The organism is Hydrogenophaga sp., assembly GCF_051007235.1.
Taxonomy (GTDB): domain Bacteria; phylum Pseudomonadota; class Gammaproteobacteria; order Burkholderiales; family Burkholderiaceae_C; genus Hydrogenophaga.
In genome coordinates this window covers 1-13560 of record NZ_JBPCSJ010000035.1, presented here as the reverse complement: position 1 = coordinate 13560, position 13560 = coordinate 1, and the positions used below count along the sequence as shown (strand labels likewise).

The 13560-nt window shown below is 69.8% G+C and carries 14 protein-coding genes; 6 read left to right on the top strand and 8 right to left on the bottom strand.

The window, feature by feature from the left end; all coding sequences use genetic code 11:
- Positions 1-725: chorismate synthase (gene aroC, locus ACR2JA_RS01180; protein WP_434007316.1), on the top strand; the 725-nt coding region annotated here is incomplete at its 5' end.
- Entirely contained in the window at positions 718-1878 is a 1161-nt protein-coding gene (locus ACR2JA_RS01175) for an MFS transporter (RefSeq protein ID WP_434007315.1), read from the top strand. The genes aroC and ACR2JA_RS01175, both read left to right, overlap by 8 nt.
- Before the next feature lie 130 nt (positions 1879-2008).
- Here the strand turns inward: ACR2JA_RS01175 and ACR2JA_RS01170 are convergent, their stop codons facing one another.
- A complete protein-coding gene (locus ACR2JA_RS01170) occupies positions 2009-3262 on the bottom strand; it encodes an Hsp70 family protein (protein WP_434007314.1) in 1254 nt (417 codons plus the stop codon).
- Between the two features lie 262 nt (positions 3263-3524).
- Between ACR2JA_RS01170 and ACR2JA_RS01165 the strand changes: the two genes are divergently transcribed.
- On the top strand, positions 3525-4382 hold the full coding sequence (locus ACR2JA_RS01165) for a hypothetical protein (RefSeq protein WP_434007313.1): 858 nt from the start codon (positions 3525-3527) through the stop codon (positions 4380-4382).
- 37 nt (positions 4383-4419) lie between these two features.
- On the opposite strand, the gene ACR2JA_RS01160 is transcribed toward ACR2JA_RS01165, so the two are convergent.
- The 4 genes from ACR2JA_RS01160 to ACR2JA_RS01145 all read right to left on the bottom strand — a co-directional run bounded on the left by ACR2JA_RS01160 (position 4420) and on the right by ACR2JA_RS01145 (position 7104).
- A complete protein-coding gene (locus tag ACR2JA_RS01160) occupies positions 4420-4755 on the bottom strand; it encodes a flagellar basal body protein (RefSeq protein WP_434007312.1) in 336 nt (111 codons plus the stop codon).
- An 83-nt stretch (positions 4756-4838) separates the two neighbouring features.
- Entirely contained in the window at positions 4839-5726 is an 888-nt protein-coding gene (locus ACR2JA_RS01155) for a DMT family transporter (RefSeq protein WP_434007311.1), read from the bottom strand.
- A 60-nt stretch (positions 5727-5786) separates the two neighbouring features.
- Positions 5787-6431 (bottom strand): FMN-binding negative transcriptional regulator, encoded by a 645-nt coding sequence (locus tag ACR2JA_RS01150; RefSeq protein ID WP_434007310.1) that lies wholly within the window; start codon positions 6429-6431, stop codon positions 5787-5789.
- Between the two features lie 22 nt (positions 6432-6453).
- Positions 6454-7104, bottom strand: coding sequence for a LysE/ArgO family amino acid transporter (locus tag ACR2JA_RS01145; protein ID WP_434007309.1), 651 nt, complete (start codon positions 7102-7104; stop codon positions 6454-6456).
- Positions 7105-7177: 73 nt separating this feature from the next.
- Here ACR2JA_RS01145 and ACR2JA_RS01140 point away from each other — a divergent pair, with 73 nt between their 5' ends.
- Positions 7178-8074 carry a LysR family transcriptional regulator ArgP gene (locus tag ACR2JA_RS01140; RefSeq protein ID WP_434007308.1) on the top strand — a complete coding sequence of 299 codons (897 nt, stop codon included), beginning with the start codon at positions 7178-7180 and terminating at the stop codon, positions 8072-8074.
- Between the two features lie 35 nt (positions 8075-8109).
- Here the strand turns inward: ACR2JA_RS01140 and ACR2JA_RS01135 are convergent, their stop codons facing one another.
- The 3 genes from ACR2JA_RS01135 to ACR2JA_RS01125 form a co-directional block, all read right to left on the bottom strand.
- The gene (locus ACR2JA_RS01135) at positions 8110-10020 is read right to left on the bottom strand and encodes a potassium transporter Kup (RefSeq protein WP_434007307.1); all 1911 of its coding nucleotides are present in this window, start codon (positions 10018-10020) and stop codon (positions 8110-8112) included.
- A gap of 196 nt (positions 10021-10216) precedes the next feature.
- Positions 10217-10918, bottom strand: coding sequence for a response regulator (locus tag ACR2JA_RS01130; protein ID WP_434007306.1), 702 nt, complete (start codon positions 10916-10918; stop codon positions 10217-10219).
- Positions 10915-12471, bottom strand: coding sequence for a sensor histidine kinase (locus tag ACR2JA_RS01125; RefSeq protein ID WP_434007305.1), 1557 nt, complete (start codon positions 12469-12471; stop codon positions 10915-10917). The genes ACR2JA_RS01130 and ACR2JA_RS01125 overlap by 4 nt, the downstream gene beginning before the upstream one ends.
- A gap of 107 nt (positions 12472-12578) precedes the next feature.
- Here ACR2JA_RS01125 and ACR2JA_RS01120 point away from each other — a divergent pair, with 107 nt between their 5' ends.
- Positions 12579-13322: an ABC transporter ATP-binding protein gene (locus tag ACR2JA_RS01120; protein WP_434007303.1), complete on the top strand. Its 744-nt coding sequence runs from the start codon at positions 12579-12581 to the stop codon at positions 13320-13322.
- A gap of 10 nt (positions 13323-13332) precedes the next feature.
- The coding region (locus ACR2JA_RS01115; protein ID WP_434007302.1) for a hypothetical protein at positions 13333-13560 on the top strand (228 nt) is incomplete at its 3' end.

The following is a 13560-nucleotide window of genomic DNA, read 5'->3' as shown; positions in this document are numbered from 1 at the left end:
GCTCGGCCCGCCTGACGGCGCCCACCGTGGCGGCCGGCGCGGTGGCCAAGAAATGGCTCAAGGAAAAGTTCGGCACCACCTTCCACGCCTGCATGACGCAGATCGGCGAAGTGCCGGTCGGTTTCGAGAGCTGGGACCACGTGCCGAACAACCCGTTCTTCGCCCCGGTGGCCGACGTGTCGGCGCTGGAGGACTACATGAACGCGCTGCGCAAGAGCGGCGATTCGTGTGGTGCGCGCCTGCGTGTTGTGGCGAAAAGCATGCCCGTGGGCCTGGGCCAACCGCTGTACGACAAGCTGGACGCCGACATCGCCTACGCCATGATGGGTCTGAACGCCGTCAAGGGCGTGGAGATCGGCGCCGGCTTCGCCTCGGTGGCCGACAAGGGTTCCACCCACGGCGATTCGCTGACCCCGCAAGGCTTTGTCGGCAACAAGGCCGGCGGCGTGCTCGGCGGTATCAGCACCGGGCAGGACCTGGACGTGTCGGTCGCCATCAAGCCCACCAGTTCCATCCTGATCCCGCGCGACTCCATCGACGTGGCGGGCGCCCCGACCGAGGTCATCACCAAGGGTCGCCACGACCCCTGCGTGGGCATCCGCGCAGCGCCCATCATGGAAGCGCTCCTGGCGCTGGTGGTGATGGACCATGCGCTGCGCCACCGTGCACAGTGCGGTGACGTTCAGGTGACCACGCCCGACATTGCGGCCGCCGGTCGTGCCTGAGCAAAGAAAACAGCTTCTGCCGTTCGCGGCGCTTTCAGCCAGCTACTTCGCCCACATCGGCTTCTTCAACCCCTACCTGCCGCTCTGGCTGAAGGATCTGGGGTTCGGGCTGTTCGCGATCAGCGTGCTGACTTCGGTGCAGTCGGCCACGCGCTTGTTTGCACCGTACGCCTGGGGCACGCTGAGCGACCGCACCGGTGAGCGCGTCAAGCTGCTGCGCTATGGCGCCACGGCGGCGCTGGTCTTCTCGATGGCGCTGTGGTTCCCGCTCGGACCGGTGGCCTTGTTCGTGGTGCTGCTGCTCATGTTCACCCACACCAGCGCCATGATGCCCATGAGCGAGGCGGCGCTGGCCCACCTGGTCAGCCAGGGCGGGGCGTTCGACGCCAAGCGCTACGGCCGCGTGCGGCTGTGGGGATCGCTGGGTTTCCTGGTCACCGTCATGGTGGCGGGCTGGTGGTTCGAGCATTTCGGCCTGGGCCACTTCCCGGCGTGGACGCTGGTGACCCTGCTGGCGGTGGTGGCCAGCGTCTGGTGGCTGCCCGACCACAAGGAGACCGCGCACCACGAGACCGACCACCCCGCCATCTGGCCACTGCTGCGGCAGTCGCCAGTGCGCTGGTTCTTCGCGGCGGTGTTCTTCCACATCCTCGCGCACATCTTCATCTACGTCTTTTTCTCGCTCTACCTCGACAGCCTGGGCTACAGCAAGACGGTCATCGGCCTGCTGTGGGCGCTGTCGGTGCTGATCGAGATCGGCTGGTTCTTCACCCAGGGCCGCTGGTTGCCAAAACTCAGCCTGACCGGCTGGCTGGTGCTGGCCGCCGCGCTGATGGCGCTGCGCATGGCGCTCACGGCCGGGTTGCCGCAGGTCTGGCCGCTGCTGCTGTTGGCGCAGTGTCTGCACGCCATCACCTTCGCAGCGCACCACACGGTGTGCATCGCGCTGATCTCGCACCACTTCCCGGGCCGGTTGCGCGGCCGCGGCCAGGCGCTGTACACCGTGGTGGGTTACGGCCTGCCGGGCGTGATCGGCGGGCTGGGCGGCGGGCTGCTGTCGTCGGCTTTTGGTCTGTCCAGCGTGTTCTGGCTGTCGTCTGCCTGCGCTCTGGTGGCCACTGGCTGCGCACTTCGCCTGCGCGCGCTGAAGTGAAGCTCCCCCTGCGCCGCTGCACGGCTTCCCCCTCTCTGACGCGCCTGCGGCGCTCGGAGGGGGACGCACCCTGTGGCCGGGCAGAGCCCGTTCCACGGGTGCCCTGGCATCGGGCATGCGCTCCGGGTGGCTATCCGCTGTACGGCAAGCCTGCCGCCACGCCGCTGAACAGGTCGCCCTCGACCAGCGGCACGGTGGGAAAGGCCGCGCGCAGCGCCTGCTGGAAGGGGCGCAGCGCCGAAGAACCGCCGGTCAGGTAGATCGCGTCCAGCGCATCGGCGGTGAGGCCGGCGCGCAGCACGCACTCGGCGGCGCAGACCACGGTGCGCTCCAGCAGCGCGTCCAGGTGTTCGTGCAGGGCGGCTGGGCCCAGCGCGGCGCTCAGGCCGGCTTCGACCACGTCCAGGTCCACGGCTGTGTCGGCGTCCTGCACCGAGGCGCGGATCTTGGCCTGCTCCACCTCGTGGGCGATGTGGTGGCCCTGCTTGTCCTGCAGCACGCGCATCAGGCGCTGGTGCAGCACCGGGTCGCTGTAGTTGGTGCGCAGCGCCTGGGCCTGCGCGATGGCGCGCGGCTGGTACTGCCAGTGGATCAGGTGCCAGGTGGACAGATCGAAAAACACGCGGCTGGGCACTTCGCGCTGCTGCGGGCCGGTATGGCGAAAGCCCAGCAGCGGCATGACGCGTTCCAGACTGAGCTGGCGGTCGAAGTCGGTGCCGCCGATGTGCACGCCGGTGGTGGCCAGCACGTCGGCGCTGCGGTCGGCCTGCGCCATGCGCTGCGGGCCCAGGCGCACCACGGTGAAGTCGGAGGTGCCGCCGCCCAGGTCCACCACCAGCACCAGCGCTTCTTTTTCCAGCCGCTGTTCGTAGTCCAGCGCAGCGGCGATGGGTTCGAACTGGAACGTGATGTCTTTGAAACCCACGGCCTGCGCCGCTTCCAGCAGCGACTGCTGGGCCTGCGCGTCGCGCGCGGCGTCTTCGTCGACAAAGTGCACCGGCCGGCCCATCACCACGCGTTCGGGTGCGTGGCCCAGGGCCAGGGTGGCGCGGTGGCGCAGTTCGCCGAGGAAGGTGGCGACGATGTCCAGAAAGCGCATCTGCCGGTGGTTGACGACCGTGCTTTCGAGGATGAGCGAACTGCCCAGCAGGCTCTTGAGCGATCGCATCAGCCGGCCTTCGGTGCCGGCCAGGTACTGGGCCATGGCGTCGCGGCCGAAGTGGATGCGCTGGTCTTCGGCATTGAAGAACACCGCGGTGGGCATGGCCACCGCCGTGCCTTCCAGCGGGATCAGCCGTGCCGGGCCTTGCGGGCCGGCCCAGGCCATGGCGGAGTTGGAGGTGCCGAAGTCGATGCCGAGCGTGCCGGCAGGAGAAGGGGACATGGGGTGCGGGAACAGGGAGGCGGGACAACGCGCACCGGAGGCGCGCAGGGCCGGCGATTCTGCCAGTTCCGCCGCCCGGTCGGCTCCGTGCTCAAGATTTCGGGCGAAGTGACGAAAAGGTACTACTGAAACTCCTTTCCGCGCCCGACCACACCATGGCCCTGACCGTGACGCCCTGCACAGGGCCTGTTGCGCCGCGGTGCCGCCGCCGCGGCACAATGGACTTGATGATTCTTTCCCTGGAACCCAAAACGGAGGCCCCATGGCCAGCGATCTGGACACGGTGAGGGCCTTGAGAGCCCTGTTCAACGACATGCCGCGCGCGCCCCAGGGCCTGTCGCACCAGGAAACCATGGCCTGGATCCAGCGCTCGATGACCGACTTCGAAGGCGGCGAGATGGCCTACACCCTGGAGCACATCACCCGCAACGCGATGCTGGACATCGTGCTGCGCTTCCGCGAAGACGGGCACCTGAAAGACGACAAGGCCTTTGACGCCACGCTGGAGCAGCTGGCCACGCCCGAAGGGCGCAAGACCTTCATGGATCAGTGCATCCAGGCCCAAAAGAGCGTGGACGCCACCTCGCGCCTGATCAACCGGGCCAAGCGCCCCATGTCCGACCCGGACCCGCTGTTCGGTTTCGACACCGACGACATCCAGCGCTTTGTGAACGCCCAGCCCACCGGGCCGGGGCCACTGTTCGCCGAGTTCGCCGCGCGCGACGATGCGCAGCAGATCGGCGTGTTCGCCGACGCGCCGCAGGCGGTGTACGAGTTCGACTGGGGCTTCGTGATCGAGGACCACGGCTCCTGGAGCGTCTACATCGCCGAGGTCTGGCGCAAGGGCACGGTGGGTTACTTCCACCGGTTCATGAACGCCTGGCAGCTGGAGATCAGCACCCAGAGCGATGGCAGCGTGCTGTGCCCGCCGCCGCTGCCCCCGGGCCTGACGCTGGACGACGGCATCGGCCACTTCTGCGCGCTGACGCTGGATGGCGGCCCCCACCTGCAGGATGCCGCCGTGCGCCGCTGGATGGGCGAGATTTTTCTGGCCCGTGTGCTGCCCTACATGGCCGGCCGCGCGGTGGACGACGACTACGACTTTCCGGGCGGAGACTGATCCATCAGGTGCGGGCCAGCAGGGCCGTTGGGACCGTTCAGGCCTGTCGGTCCAGCAGGCTGCCGAGCATGCGGTCTTCGGTGGCGATGGTCTTGAGGTTGGCCGCGAAGCTGTAGAGCGCCATGCGCTGCTCCACCAGGTCTTCGGCCAGGTGGCCCAGGTCACCCGACTGTGCCGTGTCTTCACGCACCGCCTGGGTCTGCACGCCACCGGTCTCGGGCATGGCGGTCTGCTGCACCGTGTGGCGACGAAAACCCGGGGTCTGCGCGTTGGCGACGTTATGGGCGGTGGTGTCCAGCCGCGTTTGTGCCGCGCGCAGGCCGCTCAGGCCGATGGCGGTGGCCGACGCGCCGGCCGGGAATGCAACTGACATGGCAACTCCGCTGCCCGGCGACACCACCGGGGTTCACATGCCGTATCGGCCGCGGCGCTGAAAGCTGTAGGCTCAGGCTGGCGTCAGGGCGGCGTTTCCACGCCGGTGCGGCGCCAGGGGTTGAAGCCCGTCACCAGGGCCGTGGCCAGCAGCACCAGCGCGCCCCCGGCGAAGATGCCGGGCGAGAGCGACTCGCCCAGGAACAGGTGGCCCCAGGTCACGCCGAACACGGGGATGAGGAAGGCCGGGCTGGTGGCCGCCACCGGCGAAACGTGCCGGATGATGCGCAGGTTCAGCCAGTAGGCCAGGCCCGAGGTGAACACGCCCATGATCAGCAGGGCGACCATGGCCGTGGGCGTGAAGTTCGCCTGCGGCAGGCCCCACAGGCCGGCGGGCAGCAGCATCACGAAGGCGGCGGCGCTGATGCCGGTGGCGATCGCCAGCGGCTGCATGTGTTCGGTGGCTTTTTTCATCAGCGGTGTGGACACGCCGTAGCAGGCCGCCGCCGCGATGCAGGCCAGTGCCGCAGCCAGCGTTTCGGCGGTGGGCGCCACCGGCCCCAGTTGCAGGATCAGCCCGACGCCCACAAAGCCGATGGCGCAGCCGATGAGCTTGCGGGCACTGAGCGTGTCCTGCCCGTGCCAGGCCGATGCCAGGGTGCCGAACAGCACCACCGTGGTGTTGAGCAGGGCGCTGTAGCCGGCGGGCAGGCGCAGCGCGGCCCAGGCGTAGAGCAGGAAGGGGGCGGCCAGCGCCAGCGCGCCCAGGCGGAACAGCTCGCGCCAGTGGCGCCAGGGCCAGGGTTCGCGCAGCAGGGCCATCAGCGCGGCCAGTGTCAGCGTGGCCAGCAATACGCGGCTGGTGGCCATCACCGTGGGCCCCAGCAGCGGGCTGGCGACGCGCAGGAACAGGAACGAGGCGCCCCAGAGCGCGGACAGGCCCACGAGCTGGGCAAAGTGGCGGGTTTTCACCGGGTGATTGTCACGGCTGGTCGTGGTTTTCGGGCGCCGAAACAGACGCCTGCGGGACCGTCAATTCCCCTGCTTGGGGACCGCCGCGCTGCGCATCGCCTCGGCCAGGTCGTGCTGCCCCAGCCCATCCAGGCCGGCGGCGGCGCCTTCCCGGTCGCGGGCCTCGCGGTTCTGGCCGAGCTTGAATTTGCCCACCAGGCGGGTGATCTCGACCTCGACGCCGACGATGGCCTGGAGCATGCCGTCGATGAAGTCGGGCGCCGAATCGCCCATGCGCCAGGGGCGCGGCTGCTGGCTGCGCTGTTCGTGCTCGCGCGTCAGGCGCGCCACCAGCCCGCGCACGAAGCGCTCGTCGTCCATCACGTGCAGGCGGCCGTGTGCGTGCACCACCGCGTAGTTCCAGGTCGGCACGTGGCGGTGGTGCTCGGGTTTGCTGGGGTACCAGTTGGGCGAGATGTAGCCCTGGGCCGCCTGGAAGATCACCAGCACCTCGGTGCCGTCCGCCTGCTGCCACACCGGGTTGGCGCGCGCGACGTGGGCGCGCAGGGTGCCGTGCGGGCCGGCGGCGGTGTCCAGCTCGAAGGGCAGGGGGTTGGCATCCAGGCCATCGGCACCGTGCGTGACCAGCTGGGCCAGCGGGTGGGCCTGCATCATGGCGTGCAGCACCTCAGAGCGGTTTTCTTCAAAGTGGGCGGGGCGGTACATGTTGGCGATTGTGCAAGGCGGCTCAGGCGCTGACAGGTGCCAGCGCGAGGCGCAGCAACATTGCCGACAACACCCACATGGTCAGGCCGATCAGGGCGTCCAGCACCTGCCAGGCACGTGGTTTGGCAAACAGCGGTGCCAGCCAGCGCGCGCCAAACCCCAGCGCGGTGAACCAGCCCAGGCTGGCGACGCTGGAACCGGCGATGAACCAGCCCTGCAGCCCGGCAGGCTGCTGCGCGCCGATACTGCCGACCAGCAGCACCGTGTCCAGGTACACATGCGGATTGAGCAGGGTGAAGGCCGCCGCTTGCGCCAGCACCGCGCCGCGGCTCAGGCCCGTGCCGCCGTCGGCTGCCTGCAACTGGCTGGCGCGGCGCGCGCGTTGCAGCGCCTGCCAGCCGTACCAGGCCAGGAAGGCTGCACCCGCCAGCGCCATGGCCTGGGCCAGCGCCGGGTGGCGGCCCAGCGCCTGCGCCATGCCCAGCACGCCGGCGGTGATCAGCACCGCGTCGGCCAGCGCACAGAAGGCCACCACTGGCAGCACATGCTCGCGCCGCAGGCCCTGGCGCAGCACAAAGGCGTTCTGCGCACCAATGGCGACGATCAGCCCCAGGCTGAGCAGCAGGCCCTGGACGAACACAGGAAGGATCTGGGCAAACGAAGTGGACGACATGCGCCGAGATTGCCTGGGTTGGCGGGTGAAGGCAAACTGTCTTTCCTTCATCCGATTAAGAAAAACTGCATCCATGCTGGACTACGCCGCCCTCAACGCCCTGGCCGCCGTGGTGCGCGAAGGCAGTTTCGACCGCGCGGCGCGCGCGCTGCACGTCACGCCATCCGCGATCTCTCAGCGCATCCGCCTGCTCGAAGAACGTGTGGGCTGTGCGCTGGTGGTGCGCGGCCAGCCCTGCACCCCCACCGACACCGGGCGCCGCATGTGCCAGCACATGGACCGCGTGCTGCTGATGGAGCAGGAACTGGGCGACGCGCTGCCCACGGTGGCGCCCGAGGGCGGCGTGCGCGTGCGCCTGCCGGTGGCGGTGAACGCCGACAGCCTGGCGAGCTGGTTCGCGCCCGCGCTGGCGGCGTTTGCGGCTGAGGCGCCGGTGCTGGTCGACCTGAGCGTCGACGACCAGGACCACACGGCCGAGTGGCTGCGCACCGGCGCCGTGGTGGCCGCCGTCACCAGCGCCGCGCGGCCCGCCACCGGCTGCAACAGCCAGCCGCTGGGCGTGATGCGCTACCTGGCCGCCGCCAGCCCGGCTTTCGTGGCACGGTACTTCGCGCAGGGTGTGGGTGCCGGCAGCCTGGCGCAGGCGCCCAGCCTGCTGTTCAACAACAAGGACGAACTGCAGGCCAGCTGGGTGCGACGCCTGTGCCACCGGCACGTGCAGCTGCCGCGCCACACCCTGCCGTCGCCCCAGGCCTTCGTCACCGCCGCGCTGGCGGGCATGGGCTGGGGGATGTTCCCGCAGGCCATGGTGGCCCAGCAGCTGGCCGACGGATCGCTCGTGGAGCTGGTGCCGGGCACGCCGCTGGACGTGCCGCTGCACTGGCAGACTGCGCGCGCCGCGTCGGGTGTGCTGGACGGGCTGACGCGGCAGATCGTGGCGGCGGCGCGGGGGGCGTTGTTGCGACCCTGACCATCGTCCATTCAGGCCGGCCGTTGGATGGGCCGTCAGATCGGTACCCGCGTGCCCAGCTCCACCACCGCGTTGCCCGGCAGGCGGAAGAACTCCACCACGCCGCCGGCGTTCTGGCTCATGGTGGCGAACAGCTTCTCGCGCCAGTTCGCCATGCCGCTGCCCCGCGTGGGCACCACGGTCTCGCGGCTGAGGAAGTAGCTGGTCTCGAACAGCGGCACCGCCAGCCCGTGCGAGGCGGTCAGTTCCAGCGCCTTGGGGATGTCGGGCGTGTTCATGAAACCGTAGCTCACCTGCACCCGCCAGAAGCCGTGGTCCAGCGCCTGCACGTCGACCCGGCGCTCCATCGGCACCCAGGGCACGTCGTGGAAACGCACCGTGAGGATGACGTTGCGCGCGTGCAGCACCTGGTTGTGCGTGAGGTTGTGCAGCAGGGCCTGCGGCACGGTGTCGGGGTCGGCTACCGCGTACACGGCGGTGCGTTCGGCGCGGTGCACGCTGCGCGGGTCCAGCTGGTCGATGAAGTCCTGCAGCACCAGACCGTCGCGGCGGATGCTGTCCATCAGCAGTTCGCGGCCGCGCCGCCAGGTGCTCATCAGCACGAACAGCACCAGGCCCAGCGTGAGCGGGAACCAGCCGCCGTCCATGAACTTGATGGCGCAGCCAGCCACCAGCAGCGCGTCGATGACCAGGAAGAACGCTGTCGCGCCTATGGCCACCGGCGCCGGCATGCGCCAGCCCTCGCGCACCACGAAGTAGGTCAGCACGGTGGTGATCATCATGGTCAGCGTCACCGCGATGCCGTAGGCGCTGGCCAGTGCCGACGAGCTTCGGAAGAACAGCACCACCGCCAGCACACCCACCAGCAGCGCCCAGTTGACACCAGGCATGTAGATCTGCCCCATCTCGCGTGCACTGGTGTAGCGCACCCGCATGCGCGGCAAAAAGCCCAGCTGGATCGCCTGCTTGGTCAGCGAGTAGGCGCCCGAGATGACGGCCTGCGAGGCGATGATGGCCGCCAGCGTGGCCAGCACCAGCGCGGGCAGCAGCCAGGCTTCAGGGAACTGGCGGTAGAAGGGGTTCTGGATGGCCGACGGGTCGCCGATCAGCAGCGCACCCTGGCCCAGGTAGTTCAGCGCCAGACCTGGCAGCACGAGCACGGTCCAGGCGATCTGGATGGGCTTGCGGCCGAAGAGACCCATGTCGGCGTACAGCGCCTCGGCACCGGTCAGTGCCAGCACGATGGCGCCCACCGCCGCGAACACATGCCAGCCTCGGCCGGACAGGAACTCCCAGGCGTGCAGCGGGTTCAGCGCCGCCAGGATGGCCGGCTGCTGCGCGATGTGCCAGGCGCCCACCGCACCGAGCACGGTGAACCACAGCACGATGATGGGGCCGAAGAAGCGGCCCACCACCGCAGTGCCAAAGCGCTGCATGCAAAACAGGCCGATCAGGATGACCACGGTTGCGGGCACCACATACGGCTTGAGCGCCGGCGTCAGCACCTCCAGTCCCTCCATGGCGCCGAGCACCGAAATCGCAGGTGTGATCAGGCTGTCGCCATAGAACAGCGTGGCGCCGAACACGCCCAGCAGCAGCAGGGCGTTGCGCAGGGCCGGGCGCTGCTCCACCGCACGGGCGGCCAGCGCGGTCAGCGCCAGGCCGCCGCCTTCGCCGTGGTTGTCAGCGCGCAGGATCAGGATCACGTACTTGAGCGTGACCACCAGCATCAGCGCCCAGAAGATGGTCGAGACCGCGCCGATCAGGTGCGGCGCGTCCAGCGGCACGCCGGTGTGGGGCGCAAAGATTTCCTTGACCGTGTACAGCGGGCTGGTGCCGATGTCACCGTAAACCACGCCGATGGCGGCCAGTGTGAGCGCGGCCAGGCCCTGCTGGCCGGCGGTGCGGGGGGCCGCATCGGTGGCGGCGGTGTTGGGGTTCTGCATGAAAGCTCCGTGACTTCAGAGGCTTCCACGATGCGCCGCCGCGCATCAGGAACGCATAAGTGGAGAAAGGGCGACACCTGAACGCATCCGGCGCGAAGTGTCTGATCCAGGGCACCCGTGGAACGGGCTTGGCCCGGCCACAGGGTGCGTCCCCCCGCGCAGCAGGGGGGAAGCCGCGTCAGCGGCGCAGGGGGGCTTACTCTGCCTCCGCCAGGCGATAGCCCACGCCCGGTTCGGTCAGCAGGTGTTGCGGCTCGGCACTGTCCTCTTCGAGCTTGGCGCGCAGCTGACCCATGTACAGGCGCAGGTAGTGGGTCTGCTCCACATGCTCGGCGCCCCACACGTCCGCCAGCAGCTGGCGGTGCGTGACCACCTGGCCGGCCTGCCGCACCAGCCGCGCCAGCAGGTCGAACTCGGTGGGGGTCAGGTGCACATCGGCGCCGCCGCGTCGTACGCGGCGGGCGCGCAGGTCGATGTCCAGTGCGCCGTGCCGGTACTGCAGGATGGCCGGCTCGCTGGCGTGGCCCCGCCGCCGCAGCGCCATACGCACGCGCGCCAGCAACTCGCCGATGCCGAACGGCTTGACCAGGTAGTCGTCGGCACCCTCGTCCAGCAGGCGGATCTTCTGGCCCTCGGCTTCGCGCGCCGAGATCACGATCACCGGCAGGTTCGACTGCCGGCGCAGTTCTGCCAGCAGGTCCTGCCCGTCGCCATCGGGCAGGCCCAGGTCCAGCAGCACCAGCTCGATCGGTTCGTTGGGTGCCGCGTGCCGCAGCACGGCCCTCGCATCGGCCAGGCTGGCCGCGGCGGTCACGGCATAACCTTCGATCCGCAGCGCCTCGCCCAGCGAGGCTCGCAACATCCGGTCGTCTTCCAGCAGCAGGATCCGGCGGCTCATGGTGCGGTCCGGGGTGGCGGGTCAGCGGCATCGGGCGGCCCGTCCGCCGCGGCCCGCAGGGGCAGGCGGAAGTCGAACCGGCAGCCACCGCCGGGCGGGGCCACCAGCTGCAGTTCGCCCTGGTGTGCCCGGGCAATCGCCCGGCAGACCGCCAACCCCACGCCGGCGCCCTGGCGCTCGCGTTCGCTGCCCACAGGCGCTGCGGCGGACTCGCCCTGCTGGAACACCTCGAACACCCTCTCGCGCCAGGCGGGGCTGATGCCCGGTCCCTGGTCGCTGACGCTCAGGCAGATGTCGTCACCACTGCGCGCCGCGTGCAGGGCCACCGGCGAGTCGGCCGGGCTGTACTTCAGCGCGTTGTCCAGCAGGTTGTCCAGCAACTGCGACACCAGCATCGCGTCGCACCACAGCAGCGGCAGGCCCGGCTCCACCCAGGCCTTGATGCGTGCACCCTGCGGCCGCTGCCGCGCCCGTCGCAACACCGCGCCCACGATCTCCTCGGCCGACTCCCAGTCGCACCGCAGGCTCACCGCCGGTGCGTCCAGGCGCGCCAGCTGCAGCGTGTTGTCGGTCAGGCGCGCCAGCCGCTCGCTTTCTTCCACGATGTCCGCCGCCAGCCGGTGGCGCTGCCCGGCGTCCATGCGTTCACCCTGCGCCTGCAGGGCCGACGCGGCCCCCATGATGGTCGCCAGCGGGGTGCGGTAGTCGTGCGAAATCGCGGCCAGGAACGCGCTGCGCGTGGCCTGCAACTGCGCCTGCTCGCGTGCCTGCTGCTCCTGCAGGGTGATCAGCGAACGGTGCAGTGCACCGCCCATCTGGTCGCACAGCGCCTGCAGGTGCGGTCTCAAATCAGCCGCATGGGGGTGCCGCGCGAAGTCGCACACCAGGGCGGCGCCGAGGGTGATGCCGCGTCCTCGCAGCGGCAGGTAGGCGTCGGGCAGTTCGTCGTAGCGGCCGCTGCCAGCGCCCATTGCGCGGCCGTCGCGGATGCACAGGGCGAGGCCGGTGCGCTGTTCCCCATCGGGCTCACCAGCGGTGAGGGTGGACGCGTCCTCGGGCTGGCCGCCCAGTCCACGCAGCACCGACACCGCCACAGCACCTCTGGTGGCCTCTTGCAGGGCCGCGCGCAGCGCCGCCGCGTGGGCCGCTGGGTCGCTGGCGTCGCGCAGCGTGTCGCCCCACTGGCGCAGCCGCGCCTCGCGGCCCGCCGCGGTCTGCGCGGTCTCGGCCAGACGGCGCTGGCGGATCACCAGGCCCGCGATGATCCAGTTCACCAGCAGCAGCGCCACCAGCAGCAGCGCGTTCTGGAGCAGGTCCACGGTGAAGGTGAACCGGGGAGACACGAAGAACCAGTTGAAGGCCAGCACCGCCAGCGCGCTGGCGCTCATGCTGGCCCAGCTGGGCAGCCAGAGGGCCGACAGGGCCGAGGCCAGCACCAGCAGCATGGCCAGGTTGGCCAGATCCAGCCGATCTTCCAGGCCGGCCATCGCCGCCCAGGCGATGGCCCAGGCCAACAGGGCGGGAACGGTGCGCGTGATGCTCGGGCTGTGCATGGCAAGAGCCTAACGCCACCAGCGTCAGGAAAGCGTATGGACAGGCAGTGTTGCGCTGGCTTGATCCCCGTCAGGCTGTCATGACGCCGTTTGTGGAACATTGACGCATGGACTCCACCGCCCCTTCCGGCCATTCCGGTTCCGTCTTCACCGCCCGCGCCCTCACCAAAACCTATGGCGAGGGCGACACGGCCGTGCACGCGCTGCGCGGCGTCGATCTGGACATCGTGCGCGGCGAGTTCGTGGTGCTGTTGGGTGCCTCGGGCAGTGGCAAGTCCACGCTGCTGAACATCCTGGGCGGGCTGGACACCGCGACCAGCGGTTCGGCCAGCTGGACGCACGAAGGCCAGGTGCATCAACTCATCGGCGCGGGCGTTGCCGAGCTGACGCGCTACCGGCGCGAGCACGTGGGCTTCGTGTTCCAGTTCTACAACCTCATCCCCAGCCTGACCGCTGAAGAAAACGTGGCCCTGGTGACCGACCTGGCCGAGGATCCGATGGACCCGGCCGAGGCGCTGGCCCTGGTGGGCCTGGCCGAGCGGCGCCACCACTTCGTGTCGCAGCTCTCGGGCGGTGAGCAGCAGCGGGTGGCCATCGCGCGCGCCATCGCCAAGCGACCGGCCGTGCTGCTGTGCGACGAGCCCACCGGCGCGCTGGACTGCGCGACCGGCGTGATGGTGCTGCAGGCCATCGAGCGCGTGAACCGCGAGCTGGGCACCACCACGGTGGTCATCACCCACAACGCGCCGATCGCCGAGATGGCCGACCGCGTGCTGCGCCTGGCCGATGGCCGCATCGTCGACAGCCATGTGAACCCGCACAAGGTGGCCGCGTCCACCCTGCGCTGGTGACCGCTTCAAGATGAGTACGCTGCACACCAAGCTCTGGCGCGACCTGACGCGGTTGCGCGCGCAGGTGCTCACCATCGCGGTGGTGGTGGCCATCGGCGTGGCCGGCTTCGTGGGCATGTTAGCGGTGCACGACTCGCTCAAGACCTCGCGCGACGCCTTCTACGCCGGCAACCGCCTGGCCGACCTGTTCGCCGGCATCAAGCGCGCGCCGGTGTCGCTGGGCGAGCGCATCCGCGCC

Excerpts from the sequence above, each read along its gene's own strand:
- ACR2JA_RS01140 (WP_434007308.1), top strand. The coding sequence starts at position 7,178 with ATGCTGGACTACGCCGCCCTCAACGCCCTGGCCGCCGTGGTGCGCGAA.
- ACR2JA_RS01120 (WP_434007303.1), top strand. The coding sequence starts at position 12,579 with ATGGACTCCACCGCCCCTTCCGGCCATTCCGGTTCCGTCTTCACCGCC.
- ACR2JA_RS01125 (WP_434007305.1), bottom strand. The coding sequence starts at position 12,471 with ATGCACAGCCCGAGCATCACGCGCACCGTTCCCGCCCTGTTGGCCTGG.
- ACR2JA_RS01135 (WP_434007307.1), bottom strand. The coding sequence starts at position 10,020 with ATGCAGAACCCCAACACCGCCGCCACCGATGCGGCCCCCCGCACCGCC.
- ACR2JA_RS01150 (WP_434007310.1), bottom strand. The coding sequence starts at position 6,431 with ATGTACCGCCCCGCCCACTTTGAAGAAAACCGCTCTGAGGTGCTGCAC.
- ACR2JA_RS01130 (WP_434007306.1), bottom strand. The coding sequence starts at position 10,918 with ATGAGCCGCCGGATCCTGCTGCTGGAAGACGACCGGATGTTGCGAGCC.
- ACR2JA_RS01170 (WP_434007314.1), bottom strand. The coding sequence starts at position 3,262 with ATGTCCCCTTCTCCTGCCGGCACGCTCGGCATCGACTTCGGCACCTCC.
- ACR2JA_RS01160 (WP_434007312.1), bottom strand. The coding sequence starts at position 4,755 with ATGTCAGTTGCATTCCCGGCCGGCGCGTCGGCCACCGCCATCGGCCTG.
- ACR2JA_RS01145 (WP_434007309.1), bottom strand. The coding sequence starts at position 7,104 with ATGTCGTCCACTTCGTTTGCCCAGATCCTTCCTGTGTTCGTCCAGGGC.
- ACR2JA_RS01165 (WP_434007313.1), top strand. The coding sequence starts at position 3,525 with ATGGCCAGCGATCTGGACACGGTGAGGGCCTTGAGAGCCCTGTTCAAC.